The organism is Caldibacillus sp. 210928-DFI.2.18, assembly GCF_020554505.1.
Lineage (GTDB): Bacteria > Bacillota > Bacilli > Bacillales > Caldibacillaceae > Caldifermentibacillus > Caldifermentibacillus hisashii.
Genome location: NZ_JAJCHL010000015.1, coordinates 1 through 23,066 on the forward strand (window position 1 = coordinate 1; position 23,066 = coordinate 23,066).

The following is a 23,066-nucleotide window of genomic DNA, read 5'->3' on the forward strand; positions in this document are numbered from 1 at the left end:
GTATTAGGCACGCCGCCAGCGTTCGTCCTGAGCCAGGATCAAACTCTCCAAAAAAAGAGTTGATTGCTCAAAATTAAAACTGACTTAAATGGTTTTTTAAAACGCTTTGTCTTGTTCAGTTTTCAAGGTTCAAAACCAAAATCGACTTACTTATTCTAACCAATTTCCTTCAATTTGTCAACTGCTTTTTTACAAAAGCAAAAAGATTAGAAAAGCAACTTTTAAGATACTAACAAAAAACTTTTGTAAGCCGACATTCTAAAGTGACTCATCTATATTATCATCACTCAATCCGAAAGTCAATTGATTTTGAAATCAACTACTTTCTTAACGACAAGATTTATTATATCACCGACAAATCTATATGTCAATAAATTATTCTAAAATTATTTTTTAGAGTTAATGTTAGTGTTAGTGTTAGAATTAACCTAGAATTATTTTGAAATTACTTTTTTACTCTTAAAGTAGTTTACTTCCTTGCCTGACATAATCCTATTATAAATAAAAGTCTCAGCATACACTAAAATCTAATTTTTTTTTACGAATTAGATACGATATATTCCTTCCATTGCATTTTGTCACATTATAGACGTTCATTTTTACAATTACCTTCAAAATTTATTGGTGAGCTTAAATCTCTCTTACATTAAATAAGAAGGATTCCAAAGATGACCCACTTGTGTTTTTCGAAAACCACAAATTCTTTATTGGCAAAATCGAATATTGGAGGTTTCTGCTTCCATAATCCTTTCAAATACATGATAGTCACCCATGTATCGCCAAGCTGCACCACAGAGGATGAAAATGGTTTTTTCATGGTTGTAAAAATTTTTCGTGCTTTCAATTTGCTTCAATCAGTAAAAGGGCTAAGTAAGAGCATTATTTACATTTGGTTACTTTTACTTTTAGCAGAGCCTAATGAAAAAATGATTAATCCACTTATCACAATGAATCCACCTACCCATTGTGTCCAGATAAGTTTTTCACCAATTAGTATATAAGCCAATATGGCCGCTCCAACCGGTTCAAATAAAATAGCCATCGATATAATATTCGTACTTACCCATTTTAGTGCTAAGTTGAATAATGAATGACCAAGCAAATTTGGAAATATCGCCAATAACAAAAAATAAATCCAATCTGTTGTTGGATATGGGTAGAGCGGTTCCTTCTTTATCATTACATATAGTAAAAGTGCTACAGTGCTCATAAAATAAACAACAAATGTATAGGATACCACAGAAATTCTTTTTCGAACCGCTTGACTAATTAACAAATAGGCAGTAATCAATGCACAGGCTATAAGTGCCAATATGTCACCAATCAATGCTTTTTCATTTAAATAAAAATCTCCCCAACTAATCATAACACTTCCAGAAATTGCGACAACAGCACTAAAAATTGTTTTTGCTGATATTGGGTCCTTAAAAAGCAAATACGTTCCAAAAAATGAAAATAATGGTTGTAATGTTACTAATACAGTAGAACTCGCAACTGAAGTATAGTCCAAAGATTCAAACCAAAGAATGAAATGAAACGCAAGAAAAACACCGGCTATGGTTGATAATATGTAGTCCTTTTTTGTCATATTTCTTAGCTCTTTAACGTATTTTATAAGATATATTGGCAACATTATTAGCACGGTGAAAAACAATCGATAAAACGCAATAACACCTGAAGGGGCTGTTGAAAATTTAACAAAAATGGCCGACGTTGATACGGATAATACTCCAATAATGACAAATATATATGGGTTTACTTTTGGTTTTTCCATACTTGTTCTCCCTATTTTCTTCATAATTATGTTTTATTTATTACTTTCATATAAATGTTTCGTATAATAGCATTATATAGTATAGATGATAATAAAAAAATTACTAGATTGTAAGAAGGGATAAGATTGCTCGAATATATTCATTGGGAAGTATTGGTGAAATTAGGAGTTACAGCTATTCTTGGATTAATCATTGGTTTAGAGCGAGAGATTAAACGGAAACCAATTGGCTTAAAAACATCACTAGTCATTTCGATTGTTTCCTGTTTATTAACCATTGTGTCGATTGAATCTGCCTATCGGGCTACTAGTGCACAACAGGGAGTTAACATAACAATGGATCCGCTCAGACTGGCTGCACAAATTGTATCCGGGATCGGTTTTTTAGGAGCTGGTGCGATTTTAAGAAGGGGAAATGACAGTATATCCGGATTAACGACTGCGGCCATCATATGGGGAGCTGCCGGAATCGGAATTGCCGTTGGAGCCGGATTTTATTTTGAAGCGATTGCTGGTGTTGTTTTCATTATGATTAGTGTTGAATTAATTCCTTCCATTATGACTTGGATCGGACCGAAGCAGTTAAGGGAAAAAGAAATGAAGTTAGATATCATTGTTCATGAAAATAAATATGTTAAAACCATCATTGATACCATTCAAAATAAAAAAATTTCTGTTTATCATATCCGTATTCGGGATTTAAAAGATGGCGGGCATTTGATTCAATTGAATATTGGAGTTAACTACAAATTGAAACTAACGAATTTATATGAACTGATCTCCAATATGGAAGGCGTTAAACAAGTGGAAATTGAAAGTCTTCACTAAAAAATTCTTTACTCGATAAGTTGCACCATAGTATAAAAGATTTTTCACATGTCCCGAGTCAAAAAAATGGGAGTGTTGCCTTTTGTAAAATCGGTTATAGGCAACATTCCCCTATTTTCGTTTATGCCATTCATAACTTTTCATGTGTAAAAAATAACCATTCCTTCTATTATTTATATGCTCGAGTCATTTCAATAACTTATTACATGTATGAAATCTTGCTCCATGTCATGAATCATGTACAATATATACTTGAAACCCTGCATTTCTCGCTCTCTCCGCTAAAGCTTCAGCATTCTCCCGCTTTGAGAAAGCACCGATTTGAACTTTATATAAGGTATTTTGGTTTGCCGATGAAGGTGGTGAGGACGGGATCGGGTTTACAGGTGCACCGGTTTTCCTTGGTAATCTAAATGCCCTCGCTAAGCCGTTCACATGTCCCCGTGCAATCCGATTAATATATGCAGGATCCTTCAATTTATTTGCATCCGTAACATTGTCGACAAAACCATTTTCAGTTAGCAGTGCCGGCATATTTGATTCTCTTAACACGTGAAAATTTGCCTGCTTTTGTCCCCGGTCACGATAATCTGTTTGTTTTAACACTTCTTCATGAATGGCATCCTGGTAGCTTTTCGTTAATGCATCTACATTCGGATATACATAACTTTCAAAACCGGTTCCGCCACCGGAATTTATATGAACGGACAAATAAAAATCAGCTCCCCAGCTGTTTGCGGCAGATGTCCTGGCATTTAGGCTAACGGTTTGGTCTGTTGTTCTACTCATTCTTACAGAAACATTTTGGTATTCATTCAATAAAATTTGTTGAATTTGATTCGCAATTTGTAAAGTAATATTTTTTTCAATGATGCCATTACCAACTGCACCGGGGTCCGAACCACCATGTCCCGGATCGATAAAAATTTTAACCAAATTTTTCACCTCTCCAATTTTTTTAGAATTTGAAAATTGTACCCGAATCCAGTCGAAAACATGACTATACTCGCCGGGATTTCACAATTTTTATCACAAATATAATTAGGAAATGTAACAATTCCTTTTCCTTGATAGTCAGTCCCAAGATGAAAGACACAAAGACCGGGTATAAAATTAAAGACTTCCTAATTTATTTATATGTAAGAACTAAAAAAAAGGGTTAAGAATTCTGTCGTTGGTACATCGGAGGAAATTTTTTAAAAAATCGGCATACTGATTATGATACAAATATTGTTTTTGAGGTTTTTTGCGGCATGATTTGTTTCTAATAACCGCAAAAAATGCAAGGCCTATTTCAAGATAAGCGGCTTGCATTTTTCACCAAAAATATTGGCATTTCAAACGAGTTGTCTACTCTGTTCATATGCTTCAATTTTATCTTTAAGTAATAAAGTTAAGTCAATATCATCCCAACCATTTACTAATTTTTCCTTATGATAGGCGGGAATGTCAAACGCAATAACTTGATCACCGTCAGTAATTGTTTGTGCTTTAAGGTCAACAGCCAGTGTAAATGAATCCCGTTCGGCCTTTTTCATCCAATCTTGAATAATAGATTGCTCAAGCATAATTGGCAAGATACCATTTTTTAACGCATTATTATAAAAAATATCGGCAAAACTCGGGGCAATCACAACTCGGAATCCGTAATCAAGAAGAGCCCAAGCTGCATGTTCACGCGAAGAACCGCAGCCGAAATTTTTTCCTGCCAAAATAATGCTGGCATCGTTGTATTTCTCATCATTCATTGTAAAATCTTGCCGAAGACTCCCATCATCATTGTATCGCCAGTTATAGAATAAAAATTTTCCAAACCCCGTCCGTTCAATGGCTTTCAAAAATTGCTTCGGGATAATTTGGTCGGTATCAACATTTTCCCGATTTAACGGGTAAACGAGTCCTTTATGATATTGAATAGCTTCCATTATTTATACCTCCTTTGAAAGATGTAATGCGTCTGTCCGCCGTAATGCTAAAATTTATAAATAGTGCATTACATGTTTAAACCGTCTGATTAGCGATAGTTTTATTCATGTTCCTGCATGATTATGTGCCAAAGATGGTTCATTGGACAGACTTACAGGTTCATGCTAAATCTTTTATAGACGATTTCAACTATACAATTTACCGTCCATAACCGATTACTGAAGGACTTGTTGAAATTTCCGGACATCGATAAAATGACCGGTAATTGCCGCAGCGGCCGCCATTTCCGGACTGACCAGATGGGTGCGGGCACCATTCCCTTGCCTTCCTTCAAAATTCCGATTTGAGGTTGATGCACATCTGCCACCGGGTGGTACAATATCTTCGTTCATCCCTAAACACATACTGCAACCGGCATCCCGCCATTCAAATCCGGCGTCCTTAAAAATTTGATCCAGTCCTTCCTTTTCCGCTTCCATCTTTACGAGAAAAGAGCCCGGAACAACAATGGCCCGTTTAATATTCGGATGAACTTTTCGGCCACGGACAATTTCTGCCGCTTTCCGTAAATCACTTAAGCGGGAATTGGTGCAAGAGCCGATGAACACATGATCTATATCAATAGAAGAAATTGGTTGATTTTCTTCCAATCCCATATATTCTAACGCGCGGCGGATCTCCCCTTTATTTTCAACATCACTTATCACAGGTGTCGAACCGCTAACCGGCACGCACATACTTGGATTTGTCCCCCAAGTGACTTGCGGTTCGATTTCTTCCGCATTAATCGTTAACGTTTTATCATAAGTCGCTCCCGGATCAGTAGCCAGCGACAACCAATTTTCAGCAATCTCTTCAAACTGTTCCCCTTTTGGCACGTATCTTTTTCCTTTTAAAAATTCGACCGTTTTCTCATCGGGACTAATTAACCCGGCTCGAGCCCCGCCCTCAATAGACATATTGCAAATCGTCATCCGGCCTTCCATCGAAAGTTTTCGAACGGCCTCCCCTGTATATTCAACAACATAGCCTTGGCCAAAACTTACCCCAAATTTAGCAATGATGGCCAAAATTAAATCTTTCGCAGTTACACCGGGACCTAGCTCTCCAACAACATGGACATTCATTGTTTTTGGTCGTTGTTGCCAAATCGTTTGAGTAGCAAGTACATGCTCGACTTCACTTGTTCCGATCCCAAAGGCCAATGCACCAAATGCACCATGCGTCGATGTATGACTATCACCGCAAACAATTGTTTTACCTGGTTGTGTTAACCCGAGTTGAGGTCCGATTACATGAACAATTCCTTGGTCCGGATGAAACATATCCGCCAACCGGATTCCGAACTCTTCACAATTTTCCTTCAATGTTTCCATTTGTTTTTTCGAGATTGGATCGCGGACAATTTCCCGATTTGCTGTCGGAACATTATGATCCATCGTCGCAAAAGTTAGATCCGGTCGCCGTACTTTTCGATTATTCATCCGCAACCCTTCAAAAGCTTGTGGTGATGTAACCTCATGAACAAGATGCAGATCAATATATAGTAAATCCGGTTTTCCTTCCTCTCTGTGAACAACATGATTTTCCCATATTTTTTCAATAATCGTTTTCGGTTTTCCCATGTTTAAACCTCCTGCAAAATCAAATCATTATCAAGGAAAAATAATGCATAGTCAAACATTACTAACTTTTTCCCGGTGGTTACCGGTCCTAGTGCTTCCGATGACCTATCCAATGAACAGAGTCATACATTACTAAACTTTTTCCCGGTAATTGTTGATTGTAATTTTTCTGTAATGACTTCCGTTATTTCGTTTGTACTGAGTTTTGTTCCTTTTTCTATTTGTAAATCAGCGGTATGATAACCATCTGATAATGTTTCATTGACTGCTGCTTCAATCGCACTAGCTTCTTCTTCCATAACAAAAGAGAACCGGAGCATTAATGCCGCAGATAAAATCATCCCAATCGGATTCGCTATTCCTTTACCGGCAATGTCGGGTGCCGATCCATGAATCGGCTCATACAAACCGAACTGATCGGATCGGATACTGGCAGAAGGAAGCATGCCTAATGATCCGGTCAAAACCGATGCCTCATCACTTAAAATATCGCCAAACATATTTTCCGTTACAAGAACATCGAACTGGCTTGGGTTGGTTATTAATTTCATACTGGCGGCGTCTACCAAAAGATGTTCTACTTCTACATCTGGATATAAACTGCTTTTTTCATTGACAATTTCCCGCCAAACCCTGCTTGATTCCAGCACATTTGCTTTATCAACAGAGGTAAGTTTCTTCTTCCGCATCCGGGCAAATTGGAATGCCTTATCTACAATTCTTTCTATCTCATACCGTTCATAATATAACGTATCGACAACGACTTTCCCGTTTTCGCGGCGTTCACTCGGTTTGCCGAAATAAATCCCGCTCGTTAATTCACGGACAATTAAAATATCACTGTCCTTAATTATATGTTCTTTTAACGGGGATGCATGGAGCAATGAAGCAAAAGCTTTAATTGGGCGGAGATTGGCAAATAGACCCAGTTCCTTTCTAATTTTTAACAGTCCTTTTTCCGGCCGAATGTCAGCGGGCACGTTATCCCATTTTGGCCCGCCAACTGCCCCTAACAGAACCGCATCGGCATTTTTACAAGCATTAACCGTTTCATCCGTCAAAGGAACTCCGAACCGATCAATTGCATTACCACCAATGGCATGTGTTTCATATACAAAACGATGATTAAATTTTTCTTCCACTACATGAAGAACTTTTACTGCCGCCTCTAAAATTTCCTTTCCAATGCCATCACCGGGAAGGAGAATAATACGTTTTTCCATAGTTTTCACCTGACTTTTCTTAGCAAAATAGGTTGAATTTTTATCGAGTCTACTATTTAATCGCAGTCGGCTCTTTGACAACTGAGCTTTGTTTAATTAAATACTTATTGACCGCATTAATGTAGGCATGTGCTGAAGCTTCCAATACGTCAGAAGCCGTACCACGTCCGTTCATAATTTCACCGTTTACCTTTACCTGAACATAGGCTTCTGCAAGTGCATCTTTTCCCCCGCCAATCGAACTGATTTGATAGTCTAAAAGATTTGTTTCTTCTGTAATCAAGGCCGCTATGGTTTTATATAAAGCTTCCACACTGCCATTTCCTGTACATGCCGTTTGCACGATTTTATCTTCCGGCGTTTTAACGGATACGGTTGCTGTTGGAATATTGGCTGAACCATATTGGACTTGGATCATTTCTAATTGATATTTTTGGACTGTGTTCGCATTGGTTTGGATTTCCATCAAAATTGTGAACAAATCTTCATCGGTCACTTCTTTTTTATGATCAGTTAACTGTTTGAATTGTTCGAATGCTTGATTTAGTTTTTCCTCAGAAAGTGTAAAGCCTAGCTCTACTACTTTTTCTTTAAATGCATGTCTGCCGGAATGTTTTCCAAGGACAAGATTATTGGAATGAACGCCAACCAATTCCGGTGTAATAATTTCATAGGTTTGAGCATTTTTCAGAACGCCATCTTGATGAATCCCTGACTCGTGAGCATAGGCGTTTCGGCCAATAACCGCTTTATTCGGTTGTACGACCATGCCGGTTAGTTTTGCGACTAAATCACTGGTCCGCTTCAATTCATCGAGCTTCAAGTTCGTTTCATACGGGTAAAAGTCAGAACGAATCTTAAGGGCAATTACGATTTCTTCCAATGCTGCATTTCCGGCCCGTTCGCCGATCCCGTTAATGGTCCCTTCTACTTGGGTTACCCCGTTTTCAATCGCAGCCAAGGAATTTGCTACAGCCATGCCTAAATCATCGTGACAATGACATGAAAGCGCCACTTGATCGATATTCGGCACATGTTCCCGAATATACCGGAACATTTTTCCATACTCTTCAGGCGTTGTGTAACCGACCGTATCCGGTAAATTAATCACATTGGCTCCTGCTTCAATGACTTTTTCAATGATTCTTGCTAAAAAGTCCAAATCAGAGCGTGACGCATCTTCTGCTGACCATTCAATAAACGGAAATTTTTTCTTTGCATATTTCACCATGTTCACCGAAGTTTCAATGACTTGTTCCGGTGTCATTTTTAATTTGTATTTCATATGAATAGGTGATGTGGCTAAAAACAGATGCAAACAAGGTTCTTCAGCAACTCGCAATGCCTCCCAAGCCGCTTCAATATCGGATTGAACCGCTCTGGAAAGCCCAATCACCGAGGAGTTTTTAATTGTTTGGGCAATCGCTTTTACAGCCTCAAAATCACCTTTGGACGAGGCCGGAAACCCGGCTTCAATTCGGTCGACACGAAGCCTTTCAAGTTGTCTGGCAATCTCTAATTTTTCCAGTTGATTCAAGTTTACACCCGGTGATTGTTCTCCATCCCTCAAAGTCGTATCGAAAATTTTTATCATCGTCATACCCATCCATCCCTTCTTTAAAATTTTTTGCTTGATTTTTCATAACACATAAACAGTATCGCCATAATCTGACTGGAGACTTTTCCTTCTTGCCGGTAACCTCAAACCGATGATTATTTATAAAAAAAGGCTCTCTTCTCCCACACAAATCTATATTTCGATTCATGTTGGGGAGAAAAGAGCCTTTCCTCGGTACCACCCAAGTTCATAGCATCCTCGCAGATACTATCTCGTGAAGCATGAAGCCTCGTTTTGGTAACAGGTGTTAGAGTTACACCCGGCGAAACTTAATGAGATGAATCATCCGTTCAGTTCCGCACTCAGGGATGAGACTGGAACAATATGTATTTCCGGGCTTCCACCGCCCCCGGATCTCTGTGAATACATGCCCATTGTTCCATAATCCCTTCATTGCTTTCATCTATTTTTAAAATTTCGTCATCAACTAATATTGTCATTTATCATAAAACATTTTATTTAAAAGAGCAAGAGGTTTTTATAAAAATTTTATATAAATCTTTTTAAAAATAATTATCTAAAAAATCATGACAAAGCTCATTTAATTAAACCATTCAATCTGTTCTTGCAAGTTATTGTTTTTGTCTACTTCGACAGGTCCATTCCTAATCCAATTGTTTCCGAGTCAGCTGCTTTCCTGCTCCAAAATGTTGCCAACAGCGGACCTGAGATATTATGCCAGACACTGAAAATAACACTCGGTACTGCCGCTAGCGGTGAAAAATAAGTCATTGCCAATGTAGTGGCCAGTCCGGAGTTTTGCATACCTACTTCAATTGAGATCGTTTTTTGGCTCGGATAATCCAGCTTGAAAAGTTTCGCTAACCAGAAACCAAGCAATAAACCGAGACAATTGTGTAAAACAACAACAATGAAAATGAGCAATCCATTTGATAATAGATTATCTTTATTTACTGCCACAACTGCCGAGGCGACTCCAACAATTCCGATAACCGAAATTAACGGCAACACAGCCGTACTCTTTTCCACTTGTTTGGGAAATAGATAATGAACTAAAACCCCTAAGACAATCGGTAACAACACAACTTGTACAACAGAAACAAACATACTCCAGAACGAAACTTCCATCCATTGCTTCGCTAATAACCATGTTAAAAACGGAGTCATTATAGGAGCCATCAATGTGGATACTGCTGTCGCACAAACAGATAACGCCGCATTTCCTTTAGCCAAATAAGCCATAACATTCGATGCAGTCCCACCCGGTGCACAACCGACAAGAATAACACCCGCAGCTAATTCCGGTGGCAACTTGAGTAAAATGGCTAGTGCAAAGGCCACTAACGGCATAATCGTATATTGACTAACAGCAGCGATAATGACACTTTTCGGTGCTTGGAAAACAGCCTTAAAATCATCAACAGATAATGTTAATCCCATTCCAAACATAATGATGCCCAGCAATAACGGAATATGAGGGGCTATCCAAGTAAAGCCTTCCGGAATAAAGTAACTTAATAGTGCAAATAAAATGATCCAAACAGCAAATGTATTGCCGGCAAAATTACTGACTTTCGCCAATTGATTCAATGTAATCACCCGCTTTTATAGTTTAATTAATCATTATAGTATAAATTTTTATTTTTTCAATACTGTTATCAAAAGATATTTTTTGGAAAAATTTTTAAAAACACTTGACTTATGCGCGAAATTCAAATAAACTATTTTTTAAAATAACGGTTAAATTAATTGATAATTTATACAATTATTATATAAATTTTTAAAGCGATGACGGGAACGGGGAAGCAAAACCAATGTGTAAGCAGCGAATCGGGGATGGTGAAAGCCCGGTTACACAGTTTGTTTCCTGATCATCCCGGAGTGCCGGACTGAACAGGGTTAACCATAGTAAGTTTGGCCGGGTACGAACGATCAGTACCTGTTATCAAAAGAAGCTCCATGCTTCATGAGGTAGTATCTGTGAGGATGCTATGAAGTTGGGTGGTACCAAGGAAAGCAACTCTTTTCTTCCCAAACATGTCATAATTGTTCTGGGTTGAAAAGGGTTTTTTATTTTTAAGCAGTCTATCTAATTTTAATTAGCCGACTCATTTGAAATATTTATTTTACTCATCTTTTATAAATTTATAAAATATTAACAAATATCCTATTGACCCTTTCAGAAAAATATTTTATTATTAACGGCAAAACAATCTTTTTTAACGCAGTGCAGCATAAATTTAATAAAGTGTTCTATATCATTTAAGATATTTTTAACACGATGACGGGAACGGGGAGCAAAAATCATGTATTTGCAGCGAGTCGGGGATGGTGAAAGCCCGGTCATACATTTTGTTCCTGGATCATCCCGGAGTGCCGGTTTGAACAGAATTTCCAAGTAGGATCGGCCGGGTGCTTCGTTTGCACCTGTTATCAAAAGAAGCTCTATGCTTCATGAGGTAGTATTCGCGAGGGTACTATGAACTTGGGTGGTACAGAGGAAAGAGATCTCTTTTCTCCCCAAAAATTCTGCTTGATGTAGGTTTAGGGGGGGAAAGAGCTTTTTTTATACTTTCTAAATTTCTTACCAAAATACTCAATTTATTCAAAGGGGAGGTTTCTTTCGTGAGTCTTAAGGTAAAGAATGAAGAGGATATGCAAGTTGACCAAATAACTGGTGCTGACCTTTTAGTCGATACACTGATCAATGAAAAAGTGGATACGATTTTTGGGTACCCTGGGGGGGCGGTATTACCTATTTACGATGCTTTTTATCGTAAAAAAGCACCTTTCAAACACATTTTAACGAGACATGAGCAAGGAGCCATTCATGCGGCGGAAGGATATGCCCGGGTTACAGGAAAACCAGGAGTTGTGTTTGCTACATCCGGCCCTGGTGCGACCAACTTAGTAACAGGAATTACCGATGCCATGATCGACTCAATCCCGCTTGTTATTTTTACAGGTCAAGTTGCAAAAAATGTAATTGGTACTGACGCATTTCAAGAAGCAGATGTTATTGGAATTACAACACCAATTACAAAATATAATTATCAAGTGAACGATTTGGAAGATTTACCGTCAATCGTTAGGGAAGCTTTTCATATTGCATCAACAGGAAGACCCGGTCCGGTTGTTATCGATATTCCTAAAAATATCGCAACGGGGTATGTTAGTGGCAACTATACGTACGTTTCTGAAATCAATCTGCCCGGTTATCAACCAAATTTTATGCCGAATCCACTGCAAATTACAAAATTAGTTGAAGCGCTAAAAACAGCCAAAAGACCGCTTGTATTGGCAGGTGCCGGAGTATTGTTTGCCAATGCGACAGAAGAGCTGAAACAATTTACTGAAAAATACCAATTGCCTATCACTAATACATTACTTGGATTGGGAAGCTTTCCCGGTGATCATGAACTGTTCCTTGGCATGGCCGGTATGCATGGAACTTATGCTGCAAACATGGCCATATCTGAATGTGATTTATTAATTAATTTTGGCGCACGTTTTGATGATCGGCTCACCGGGAATTTGAATTATTTTGCGCCTCATGCCAAAGTTGCACATATTGACATTGATCCGGCCGAAATAAGTAAAAATGTCGAAACCCATATCCCGATCGTGTGTGATGCCAAAGAAGCACTAAAAGCACTGTTAAAATGTGAGCTTGAAGTTTCATCGCATAATGAATGGAATCAGAAACTAGCTGTCTATAAAACTGAAAAACCGTTATGGTATGAAAAGCCAAAAGAATTCGTGTCACCTCAATGGTTTATTGAACAAATATATAAAATTACTAATGGCGAGGCGATTGTCACAACAGATGTCGGTCAACACCAAATGTGGGCAGCTCAATACTTTCATTTTAATAAACCAAATTGTTGGGTAACTTCAGGAGGTCTCGGTACAATGGGATTCGGTCTTCCGGCTGCGATTGGGGCACAAATTGCAAGACCGGACGAACTCGTTATTGCAATCGTCGGTGATGCCGGTTTTCAAATGACCTGTCAAGAGCTTGCTGTTATAAGGGAAAGAAACCTTCCAGTTAAAGTTATTATTGTTAACAATGCTGCGCTCGGTATGGTTAGACAGTGGCAAGAAATTTTTTATGAAGAAAGATACTCAGAATCTATACTTACATTTAACCCGGACTTTATTAAACTTGCTGAAAGTTATGATATCAAGGGCGTAGTTATTGATAATCACGAAAATGCCGTTCAGCTGTTGGAAAAAGCCATTCATTATAACGGACCGGTTCTCATTGACTGTAGAGTCCCTCAAAATGAGTGTGTGTATCCGATGGTTGCACCGGGAGCCGGCCTACATCAAATGGTGGGGGTGACAAAATGAGACGGATTATTACAGCAACCGTCCAAAACCGAAGCGGTGTTCTTAATCGAATTACCGGAATGTTGACAAAACGCCAATTTAATATTGAAAGTATTACGGTAGGCGGCTCAGAAAAAGACGGTATTTCAAAAATGACCTTTGTTATCGATGTGGCCGACCCGCTGAAATTTGAACAGTTAACAAAACAATTAAATAAACAAATTGATGTTATTAAAGTAACCGACATTACCGAAAAGGCTCATGTTGTTCGTGAATTGGCTTTAATTCGCGTCGCAGGCTCTCGTCAGCAACATGCAGAAATTCAAAGTGTCATTGCACCTTTCCGCGCCTCAATTATTGATGTGAGCAAAGACAGTTTGATTATTCAAGTAACAGGGAAACCGGATAAAATTGACGCTTTAATTGAATTATTGAAATCCTATGGAATTAAAGAATTGACAAGAACAGGCATCACCGCATTTTTACGGGGAAATCAACCGCAAGTAACGGAGATGAATTCACTTTCTATCTAAAGAAAAGCAAATGCCCATTTCGAAAGTATAGCTCGCTTAGGTTTTGACGAATTTACTTCTATCTAAAGAAAAGCAAATTTCGAAAGTAGGGCTTGGATAAGTTTTGATGAATTCACTTTCTGTCTATCACTAATAAAAACTGGAAAAATATAACTAATTTTTGGAGGGAATAATTATGGTAAAAGTTTTACATGATGAAGATATCCAAAGAGACGTACTAACAGGAAAAAAAGTTACCGTCGTCGGCTATGGCTCACAAGGCCATGCCCATGCACAAAATTTGCGTGACAGCGGTTATGAAGTTGTGATCGGGTTACGTGAAGGAAAATCTGCCGCACGTGCCAGGGAAGACGGCTTTACGGTGTTGCCTGTTGCTGACGCGGTAAGTGTTGCAGATGTTGTCATGATTTTAATGCCGGATGAAACCCAAGCAAAAGTATACAAAGAAAGTATTAAACCTAACCTAAAATCAGGAGCAGCCATTGCTTTTGCACATGGTTTCAACATTCATTTTGGTCAAATCGTACCCCCTGATGATGTTGATGTATTCATGGTTGCACCAAAAGGCCCGGGACATCTTGTCCGCAGAACGTATGAGGAAGGTGCCGGTGTTCCAGCTCTTTACGCGGTGTACCAAGATGCTACCGGTCAGGCAAAAGATTTAGCATTAAGCTATGCGAAAGGAATCGGTGCTGCCCGTGCCGGTGTGTTGGAAACGACATTCAAGGAAGAAACCGAAACCGATCTCTTTGGTGAGCAAGCCGTCCTTTGTGGTGGTCTCACAAGCTTGATTAAAACCGGTTTTGAAGTACTGGTGGAAGCAGGATATCAACCGGAAGCCGCCTATTTCGAATGTTTACACGAAATGAAATTGATTGTGGATTTATTGTATGAAGGTGGCCTATCCAATATGCGGTATTCCATTTCAGACACCGCACAATGGGGCGATTTTGTATCCGGACCGCGTGTAGTTACCGCCGAAACAAAAGAACGGATGAAGGAAATTTTAGCTGATATTCAATCCGGTGCTTTTGCAAAGAGTTGGATTTTGGAAAACCAAGTCAATCGTCCACAATTCAATGCGATTAACGCACAAGAGTTGAACCACCCAATTGAAAAAGTTGGTCAAGAGCTACGTGCATTAATGCCGTTTATTAAACAGTCTGTAAAAGATCAAGAAACAAAAAAAGTGGCTGTAACTAAGTAAAATGAAAAGCGGGGCTATGAGTTAATAAAAATCAGTCTGTGAACTTATTATTCATATTTGATTAGGGAACAGATTTAATAGATTTTGAAACTGATAGTCCCGCGCAAAACGTCGTTATGTTTTTTTATAAGGGAGTGTGAGGAAATTGGGGATTGTTTTCTAACTGAAAAGAAAATTTATTCTGCGATGAACGCCTTATCTCCGTTCGTTCACCGCACACCAATATTTACTTCGGAAACAACCAATCGGATTGTTGGGAAAAAGGTATATTTTAAAATGGAAAACCAACAAAAAACAGGTGCATTTAAAATACGGGGTGCCACCTACAAAATTATGCAATTAAAACGGGAGGAGCTTAAGAAAGGGGTCATTACCGCTTCTGCCGGCAATCATGCTCAAGGAGTAGCTCATGCAGCCAAGAAAGCAGGAACAACGGCAACAATCTTTATGCCGGTACACACTCCGCACGCTAAGATTGATGCGACGCGAAACTATGGTGCAAAAGTAGTTTTGACGGGTGAAAGTTTCCAAGAGGCATATGAGGCTTCCCTTGAGTTGCAAAAGGAAACCGGTGCAGCCTATATTCATCCTTTTGATGACTATGATGTCATGGCCGGTCAAGGGACAATTGCACTTGAGTTACTAAGACAAGAGGATAGAATTGATACAATCTTCGTTCCTATTGGTGGCGGTGGATTGATCAGTGGTATCGCAGTAGCAGTAAAAACAATCAATCCCCATATTAAGGTGATTGGGGTTCAAGCGAATGGAGCTGCTCCGGTCTATGACAGTTTTCAAAAGAAAAAACCTACAAATTGGGACCGCGTCTCAACGATTGCAGAAGGGATCGCCGTAAAACAACCGGGAAAAAGTACATTGCCGATTATAATGAAATATGTAGATGATGTGGTGACCGTAACGGATGAACAAATTGCTGCCAGCATCCTTTATATGTTGGAACGAGGGAAAACGTTAATTGAAGGAGCAGGTGCCGCATCCATTGCCGCCTTATTCGCCTATCATCATCATTTTAAATCGAAACATTGTGGACTGATTGTTAGTGGAGGAAATATCGATCTTGATGAAATGTCGCATATTCAAAAGCTCGCCGCCATGAATCATGTCGGCAGTGAAAGTATCGCGATAAATTCATAAAAGAGAGTATCCTGATTAAAAATATTCGATTTCAGGTTGTTCCTTTTTCATTCTGATTTTAAACAAAATTAGCTTACATTACGTTGAAAACTCGCCAGAATATTGGCGAGTTTTTTGCTAGCTAATAGGAAAAACATAATAAAAAATGACATATGTTTTGTCCATACGTCATTTTTTATTAACTTAGTTCGTCAACGCTTGAATCGGTGCGGGGATTCTTCCACCACGCCGAATAAATTTTTCCGAACCATACCCGTTTACCGCCATGACCGGGGCTCGACCAAGTAAACCGCCAAACTCAATCATGTCCCCCTCACTTTTACCGGGAACAGGAATAATTCGGACTGCAGTTGTTTTCTTATTAATCATTCCAATGGCTGCTTCGTCGGCAATAATTGCGGATATTGTTGTAGCCGGAACATCCCCGGGAACAGCAATCATATCAAGCCCCACCGAACAAACACAAGTCATCGCTTCCAATTTTGATAGACTGAGCGCATTGTCCACGACTCCGCGAATCATTCCGTTATCTTCACTAACCGGAATAAACGCCCCACTCAAGCCGCCGACATAGGAGCTGGCCATGGTTCCACCTTTTTTCACGGCATCGTTCATTAAAGCTAAAGCGGCAATTGTTCCATGTGTCCCAACCCGTTCGAGCCCCATTTCCTCTAGAATTTCCGCCACACTGTCATTCATCGCATTGGTTGGTGCCAGTGATAAATCCATAATCCCAAACGGAACACCGAGACGCTTAGCAACTACACGACCAATAAACTCACCGGCCCGGGTAATTTTAAAAGCAGTCTTTTTTATGACTTCAGATACTTCACCTAAATCAGCTTCCGGGTGCCGCTTTAATGCATTCAACACAACCCCCGGTCCACTAACCCCAACATTTAAAACGACTTCCCCTTCTCCGTTTCCATGAAATGCGCCTGCCATAAATGGATTGTCTTCAACCGGATTACAAAAAACAACCAATTTTGCACAAGCAAGTCCATTTTGACCCTTTGTCCTTTCCGCTGCTTCTTTGATGACCTCACCCATTTTCCGAACAGCATCCATATTGATACCGGATTTGGTTGTACCGATCGAAACGGAGGCACAAACTCGTTCGGTGACACTTAAACTTTCCGGAATCGCTTCAATTAATGTTTGATCTGCTTTTGTCATTCCTTTATGGACAAGTGCGGAAAAACCACCGATAAAATCGATACCCAATTCTTTCGCTGCTTTATCAAGCGTTTTGGCTATTTCAATTGCTTGTTCCTTTGTCGCATCACCTAATATTTCCGCAATCGGTGTAATCGAGATTCGCTTGTTAATGATTGGGATACCATACTCTTTCTCTACTTCCTCAGCAGTTTTTTTCAAATGCTGTGCATGGGTAGTGATTTTATTATAGATTCGTTGATTCATTTTAGAAAAATCGGAATCAGCACAATTTTTCAGACTGATGCCCATTGTGACTGTTCGAATATCAAGATTTTCCAATTGAACCATGCGAATTGTTTCCATCATTTCATTATATGTAATACTCATTTTTATGGACTCCTTTACAACAATCAATTAAATTCGATGCATAGCTTGGAAAATATCTTCCAGTTGGATATTGATTTTTAGATTTAGTTTTTCTGCAAGTTCATCCATCTCTTTTTGCAAGTCCTCCAAATTAGCTCCCGTCATATCGACAATCATCATCATTGTAAAAAACCCTTGAAGGATGGTTTGGCTAATATCCAGAATGTTAATTTTATGATTGGAAAGAATCGTCGTAACATTGGCAATAATTCCGATCTGATCTTTTCCAATAACACTGACTACTGCGCGTTTTTTCTCCATTTTTGTCACCTCATGTTTATAAAAAATAAGATTGGATATTTCCAATCTCAAGACAGAATAACATAGAAACAGATTGTTACTCTTCTGTCCTTTTGCCTGAGATTGTGAATCCGTCGGCGCCGGGATACCCGGTCTCTCCAGAAGTTGCTCCTTTTGTAGTGTTACCCACAAAATTCATCGCTTAAATTTTCTAATGAATATAGTCATATTATCAATGAAACGGGGGATGGTCAATAGAAAACCGACGCGAAATTTTGTCAATTCAGTTGGGATTTTTTGCGGAATTTCTAGTATTCTAGCAGGACCGGCGAATTTTTCGATTTTACTGTTGAATATGTGGGGGGAACTGGTGAATACGCATACCCTGTTGGTGATTTACTCTTTTTTACTGGTGAATTAGCAGGTACTACTGATGAATTCTCGCCTTCTTTTGTTGAATTTCACCCCTTTTACTGTTGAATTTCTTGATTTTGCTGTTGAATTACGGGGATGGACTGGCAATTCTAGGGGGACTGTTGAACGTCCACCTACTATTAAATACCTCAATTTCCTATAATTTTAAAAATTCCCTAGACTGGCGAATTCCGAACCTTTTCTTTCCTACCCTTCAAAATAAGAACTTTTTGTAAATTTTTGTAAACACTATAGACGCAATCCATATCAAGTTGTACACTCAAGATATAAAAGATTACAATATTCAATTTATTATTGGGGGAAGGTCAAATGGCTACAGAAGATGATTTTAAAACTATAAATCAAATCATTTATCAAGTTGCCGCAAAACAAGTTTACGACCAATTAAAAACAAATCAAGACGGTTTATCATCCGAAGAAGCCAAAGAACGCTTACAACAATTCGGTAAAAATACAATTAAAGAAAAACAAGGGAGACCGCTATATTTACAATTTTTATCAAACTTTATCAGCATGATGGCAATTCTTCTCTGGATTAGTGGCGGTATTGCCTTCGTTGCCAAAATGCCCGAACTCGGAGTCGCTGTTTGGTGCGTCAATATTATTAACGGAATTTTTAGCTTCATTCAAGAATATAAGGCAAGTAAAGCAACAGAAGCATTAAAAAGTATGCTCGCTTCCTATGCCAGAGTGATCCGTGACGGGAAAGAAGTACAAATCTTGACCGATGAGCTCGTTCCCGGTGATGTGATGCTCATTACAGAAGGCGAAAAAATTTCTGCTGATGCCCGTCTTATTGAAGCAAGTGATCTGTAAGTGAACCAATCTGCGCTAACAGGAGAATCAAATCCGGTGCGAAAATTTTCCGATGCTATTCACCGAAATGATTTGACGAATCTTGAAATAGCTAATCTTATTTTCACGGGAAGTACTGTCTCCAGCGGTTCGGGAAAAGCGGTCGTTTTCAAAACAGGGATGGACACTGAACTTGGCAAAATTGCCGGGCTAACCCAAAACGTCACAGATGAACAGAGCCCGCTGCAAAAAGAATTAAATCGACTAACTAAACAAATCTCCATCATTGCACTGACATTCGGTTTTATTTTCTTTGTTCTTGCTGTTTTCTTCGTCAAAGACCCTGTAGCAGAGTCGTTCATCTTTGCATTAGGAATGATTGTTGCTTTTATCCCGGAAGGACTTTTGCCAACAGTCACCCTTGCTTTAGCTCGTGGTGTACAAAGAATGGTAAAGAAAAATGCACTTGTAAAAAACCTCTCCTCTGTCGAAACACTAGGCTGTACTACAGTCATTTGTACGGATAAAACCGGTACATTAACGCAAAACGAGATGACTGTAAACCATCTCTGGCTCCCGGATAAAGAGCTGGAAGTCACCGGAACCGGCTATGCACCAAAAGGGGAAATTATCGACGGAGACCATAAGATTACATCCAAGACGAATCCTGATATTAATCTTCTCTTGACTGCTGCCAGCCTCTGCAGCAATGCGCGAATTTTGCCACCCGATGAAAAAAATCCACGCTACACTGTACTCGGTGACCCGACCGAAGCCTGTTTAGGCGTCGTTGCTGAAAAAGCGGGTTTAAAACTTGAAAACATACAAAACGAACAACCGCGCATCCGTGAACTCCACTTTGACTCGAGAAGAAAACGAATGACGACCATTCATCAATTAAATAAACCGATTCACGGAAAAAATCGGGTTGCCTACACAAAAGGGGCACCGAAAGAGTTAATTGAGCTTTGTGAAAATGTTCTGATTAACGGTCAAATCCAGCCAATAACCGATGATATGAAAAAAAGGCTATGACAGCAAACGATAACTATGCACGTCAAGGTTTACGGGTTTTGGCTGTTGCCGTCCGATATTTAGGTCAAGACAACCAAGATATCCCGACATCTTTAAGTGCTTATACACCTGAAATCATCGAACAAAAAATGACGTTTATCGGATTAGTTGTCATGGCTGATCCTCCGCGTCCGGAAGTCAAAGAAGCTGTGCAAAAATGTCATCAAGCAGGTATTCGCATTGTTATGATAACCGGTGACTATGGACTCACTGCCGAAAGTATTGCAAAGCGGATCGGCATTGTGACAGGCGATCACCTTCGCGTTATTTCCGGACTCGAACTAGAAGGAATGTCTGATGACCAACTTAAAAATGCCTTAAAGGATGAAGTCATTTTTGCACGGGTTGCGCCGGAACAAAAATATCGAGTCGTCGATAATCTCCAACAACTTGGTGAAGTCGTTGCGGTTACCGGTGATGGTGTTAATGATGCGCCGGCATTGAAAAAAGCCGATATTGGTGTAGCAATGGGAATCACAGGAACGGATGTTGCCAAAGAAGCCGCCGACATGATTTTGACTGATGATAATTTTGCTTCCATTGTCCATGCGGTTGAACAAGGACGAGCTGCCTACAACAATATTCGTAAATTTTTACTTTATATTTTGAATAGTAATGTCCCGGAAGCTGCACCATCAATGGCGTTTTTGTTATCAAAAGGAGCGATTCCACTGCCGCTCACCATCATGCAAATTTTATTTATTGATCTTGGTACCGATTTAATCCCGGCGCTTGGTCTTGGCTCTGAAAAACCGGAAGCCGGCATTATGAACAAGCCACCAAGAAACTTGAAAGAACCTTTATTAAATCGAACCATTTTGATTAAAGCATTCTTTTGGTACGGTATTTTAGAATCCATTGTTTCTCTTTCTGCCTATTTCTTTGTCAATTCCATCAATGGTTTTTCGTTAGGGAATTTGGCTGAGGAAGGAAGCGCAACTTATATCGCTGCTACAACAATGACACTGGCTGCAATTGTTTTTTGCCAAATTGGTGCGGTTATGAACTGTCGTACAGAAAATGAATCCGTATTTAAAATCGGTTTTCTAAAAAATGTAACGATTAATGCAGGGATTATTCTTGAGGTCATTTTGTTACTGGTCATTATGCATGTGCCTTTATTACAAAAAGTCTTTGGTACAGCGCCAATCGGGGTACAAAGCTGGACTTTCTTAATCTGCATTCCGCCTATTATTTTAGCCATTGAAGAAATTCGCAAAGCAATTTCGAGGAGAATAGTGCAAACTCATAAATGAATAGAAATGGAGTGAAGGAAAATGCGGGATATCATTGTTGGTTGTGGTCATATGGGAGCAAGTTTGGCGATGAATCTTCAATTAAGGGGACATGATGTAACGATCATTGATAAGGATAAAGAGGCTTTTAAAAAATTACCTCCTGATTTTTCCGGTGTAAAAGTTGTCGGTTTTGGAATTGATAGAAAGATTTTAGAAGCTTTACGAATTGATCAAGTGGATGCGCTTGTTGCTTGTACGAATGATGATGAAACAAATGCGCTATTGGCCCGGATTGTAAAAAATCAATATCGGGTTCCTCAAGTGATTGCTTTACTATACGATCCAAGGAAAGCGGATATTTATCAAAGTTTCGGTATTCAAACAATTTCTCCTGTTTCCTGGGGAATTCAAAGAGTTACGGAATTATTAAGCTATAATCAACTGGATACTGTATGGTCCCCTGATAATGGTCAGGTGGAGATAATTCGGGTAGAAACTCCCCCACTTCTCATCGGTCATACCGTAAAAGAACTGATGAGTATGGGCGAAATTATGATTGTGACGATCAGTAGGGGAAATCAATCTATCATCCCTGTGTCGGGAACCATTTTACAGGCGCATGATGTTCTGTATATCGCTGTTGTTGTGACTGCTAAAAATAAATTAAAAATGATGCTCGGATTAAAATAAGGGGTGAGAAATATGAATGTGATTATCATCGGTGGCGGGCAAGTTGGTTCTTATGTCGGAAAACTCCTGGAAGAAAATGGTATTCAAATAAAAATAATTGAAATACGTGAACATTTGATCGACAAGTTAATTGAGGATTTTTCCAGTGAGGTAGTTATTGGGGGAAGCGGAACAGACCCAAATACGCTAGAGGAAGCTGGAATTAAGTCAGCTGATGTTTTGGTGGCTGTTACCGGTCGTGATGAAGTAAATCTTGTCGCTTCCACCATTGCAAAGTTTGAATTTGGGGTGCGCCGTGTTGTCGCCCGTGTCAACCATCCGCGTAATGAGTGGCTTTATACGCATTCGATGGGCGTCGACGTTGCGATTAATCAATCGAATATTATGGCCCATATGGTCGTCGATGAAATGGATATGGAAAATTTGTCTACTTTAATGAAGTTAAACCGCGGCAACTACTCAATTGCGAAAGTCGCTGTACATGAAGGGTCTAGTGCAGTTGCAAAACCAATTAAAGATTTGGGGATACCCCCGAAATGCGTCTTGATTGCGATTTTACGGGATGAGGAGGTCATCATTCCCCGAGGAGAAACGTTCATTGAGCCGCATGATTCAATTTTGCTTTTGACAGATGAGGACGCAGAAAAAGAAATTAATCGGATTTTTGCGGTGAGTTAAATACCTATGAAAACGTATTTGCACTCCTGTCATAAATAAATGAGGTTAACCGATAAGCTAAACTTATTACCCTTTAAAAAGCACATAAAAATGTATTTGTGCCTCCTATCTTCGGTAATGTGGATAACTAAACTAAAACTACCAACTATC

General features: G+C 39.2%; 16 protein-coding genes, 1 pseudogene and 1 riboswitch. Of the genes and pseudogenes, 8 read left to right on the forward strand and 9 right to left on the reverse strand.

The features are described from left to right. Positions 1 to 883 precede the first annotated feature (883 nt). Positions 884 to 1,774, reverse strand: coding sequence for a DMT family transporter (locus LIZ98_RS05220; RefSeq protein ID WP_227139163.1), 891 nt, complete (start codon positions 1,772 to 1,774; stop codon positions 884 to 886). A gap of 126 nt (positions 1,775 to 1,900) precedes the next feature. Here LIZ98_RS05220 and LIZ98_RS05225 point away from each other — a divergent pair, with 126 nt between their 5' ends. Beyond that, entirely contained in the window at positions 1,901 to 2,602 is a 702-nt protein-coding gene (locus tag LIZ98_RS05225; RefSeq protein WP_081912369.1) for an MgtC/SapB family protein, read from the forward strand. A gap of 228 nt (positions 2,603 to 2,830) precedes the next feature. Here LIZ98_RS05225 and LIZ98_RS05230 read toward each other — a convergent pair whose 3' ends face one another. From LIZ98_RS05230 to LIZ98_RS05255, 6 genes are all read right to left on the reverse strand, one after another. Beyond that, on the reverse strand, positions 2,831 to 3,538 hold the full coding sequence (locus LIZ98_RS05230) for an N-acetylmuramoyl-L-alanine amidase (RefSeq protein WP_227139162.1): 708 nt from the start codon (positions 3,536 to 3,538) through the stop codon (positions 2,831 to 2,833). Positions 3,539 to 3,939: 401 nt separating this feature from the next. Beyond that, a complete protein-coding gene (gene leuD / locus LIZ98_RS05235) occupies positions 3,940 to 4,527 on the reverse strand; it encodes a 3-isopropylmalate dehydratase small subunit (protein ID WP_227139161.1) in 588 nt (195 codons plus the stop codon). Positions 4,528 to 4,743: 216 nt separating this feature from the next. Further along, positions 4,744 to 6,153: a 3-isopropylmalate dehydratase large subunit gene (leuC, locus tag LIZ98_RS05240; protein ID WP_227139160.1), complete on the reverse strand. Its 1,410-nt coding sequence runs from the start codon at positions 6,151 to 6,153 to the stop codon at positions 4,744 to 4,746. A gap of 122 nt (positions 6,154 to 6,275) precedes the next feature. Then, positions 6,276 to 7,376 (reverse strand): 3-isopropylmalate dehydrogenase, encoded by a 1,101-nt coding sequence (gene leuB / locus LIZ98_RS05245; RefSeq protein ID WP_227139159.1) that lies wholly within the window; start codon positions 7,374 to 7,376, stop codon positions 6,276 to 6,278. Between the two features lie 52 nt (positions 7,377 to 7,428). Continuing rightward, positions 7,429 to 8,976, reverse strand: coding sequence for a 2-isopropylmalate synthase (locus LIZ98_RS05250; RefSeq protein WP_227139158.1), 1,548 nt, complete (start codon positions 8,974 to 8,976; stop codon positions 7,429 to 7,431). A gap of 603 nt (positions 8,977 to 9,579) precedes the next feature. Next, positions 9,580 to 10,545 (reverse strand): bile acid:sodium symporter family protein, encoded by a 966-nt coding sequence (locus tag LIZ98_RS05255; RefSeq protein ID WP_227139157.1) that lies wholly within the window; start codon positions 10,543 to 10,545, stop codon positions 9,580 to 9,582. Positions 10,546 to 11,610: 1,065 nt separating this feature from the next. Here LIZ98_RS05255 and ilvB point away from each other — a divergent pair. The 4 genes from ilvB to ilvA all read left to right on the forward strand — a co-directional run bounded on the left by ilvB (position 11,611) and on the right by ilvA (position 16,182). Next, positions 11,611 to 13,308 carry an acetolactate synthase large subunit gene (ilvB, locus tag LIZ98_RS05260; RefSeq protein WP_227092573.1) on the forward strand — a complete coding sequence of 566 codons (1,698 nt, stop codon included), beginning with the start codon at positions 11,611 to 11,613 and terminating at the stop codon, positions 13,306 to 13,308. Then, positions 13,305 to 13,820: an acetolactate synthase small subunit gene (gene ilvN / locus LIZ98_RS05265; RefSeq protein ID WP_034771961.1), complete on the forward strand. Its 516-nt coding sequence runs from the start codon at positions 13,305 to 13,307 to the stop codon at positions 13,818 to 13,820. The genes ilvB and ilvN overlap by 4 nt, the downstream gene beginning before the upstream one ends. Positions 13,821 to 13,995: 175 nt before the next feature. Next, a complete protein-coding gene (ilvC, locus tag LIZ98_RS05270) occupies positions 13,996 to 15,027 on the forward strand; it encodes a ketol-acid reductoisomerase (protein ID WP_227139156.1) in 1,032 nt (343 codons plus the stop codon). 186 nt (positions 15,028 to 15,213) lie between these two features. Then, entirely contained in the window at positions 15,214 to 16,182 is a 969-nt protein-coding gene (ilvA, locus tag LIZ98_RS05275; protein WP_081912370.1) for a threonine ammonia-lyase, read from the forward strand. A gap of 183 nt (positions 16,183 to 16,365) precedes the next feature. Here the strand turns inward: ilvA and LIZ98_RS05280 are convergent, their stop codons facing one another. Beyond that, positions 16,366 to 17,727 (reverse strand): PFL family protein, encoded by a 1,362-nt coding sequence (locus tag LIZ98_RS05280; RefSeq protein WP_227139155.1) that lies wholly within the window; start codon positions 17,725 to 17,727, stop codon positions 16,366 to 16,368. 27 nt (positions 17,728 to 17,754) lie between these two features. Beyond that, positions 17,755 to 18,027, reverse strand: coding sequence for an ACT domain-containing protein (locus LIZ98_RS05285; RefSeq protein WP_034771967.1), 273 nt, complete (start codon positions 18,025 to 18,027; stop codon positions 17,755 to 17,757). A gap of 74 nt (positions 18,028 to 18,101) precedes the next feature. Then, positions 18,102 to 18,178: riboswitch (glycine riboswitch) on the reverse strand. Positions 18,179 to 18,851: 673 nt separating this feature from the next. On the opposite strand from LIZ98_RS05285, the pseudogene LIZ98_RS18265 reads away from it, so the two are divergent. From LIZ98_RS18265 to LIZ98_RS05310, 3 genes and pseudogenes are all read left to right on the forward strand, one after another. Continuing rightward, positions 18,852 to 21,566: pseudogene (locus LIZ98_RS18265) on the forward strand (cation-translocating P-type ATPase). Positions 21,567 to 21,587: 21 nt separating this feature from the next. Continuing rightward, positions 21,588 to 22,238: a potassium channel family protein gene (locus LIZ98_RS05305; protein ID WP_108898520.1), complete on the forward strand. Its 651-nt coding sequence runs from the start codon at positions 21,588 to 21,590 to the stop codon at positions 22,236 to 22,238. A gap of 12 nt (positions 22,239 to 22,250) precedes the next feature. Next, on the forward strand, positions 22,251 to 22,916 hold the full coding sequence (locus tag LIZ98_RS05310) for an NAD-binding protein (protein WP_227139153.1): 666 nt from the start codon (positions 22,251 to 22,253) through the stop codon (positions 22,914 to 22,916). The last annotated feature ends 150 nt before the right edge of the window (positions 22,917 to 23,066 follow it).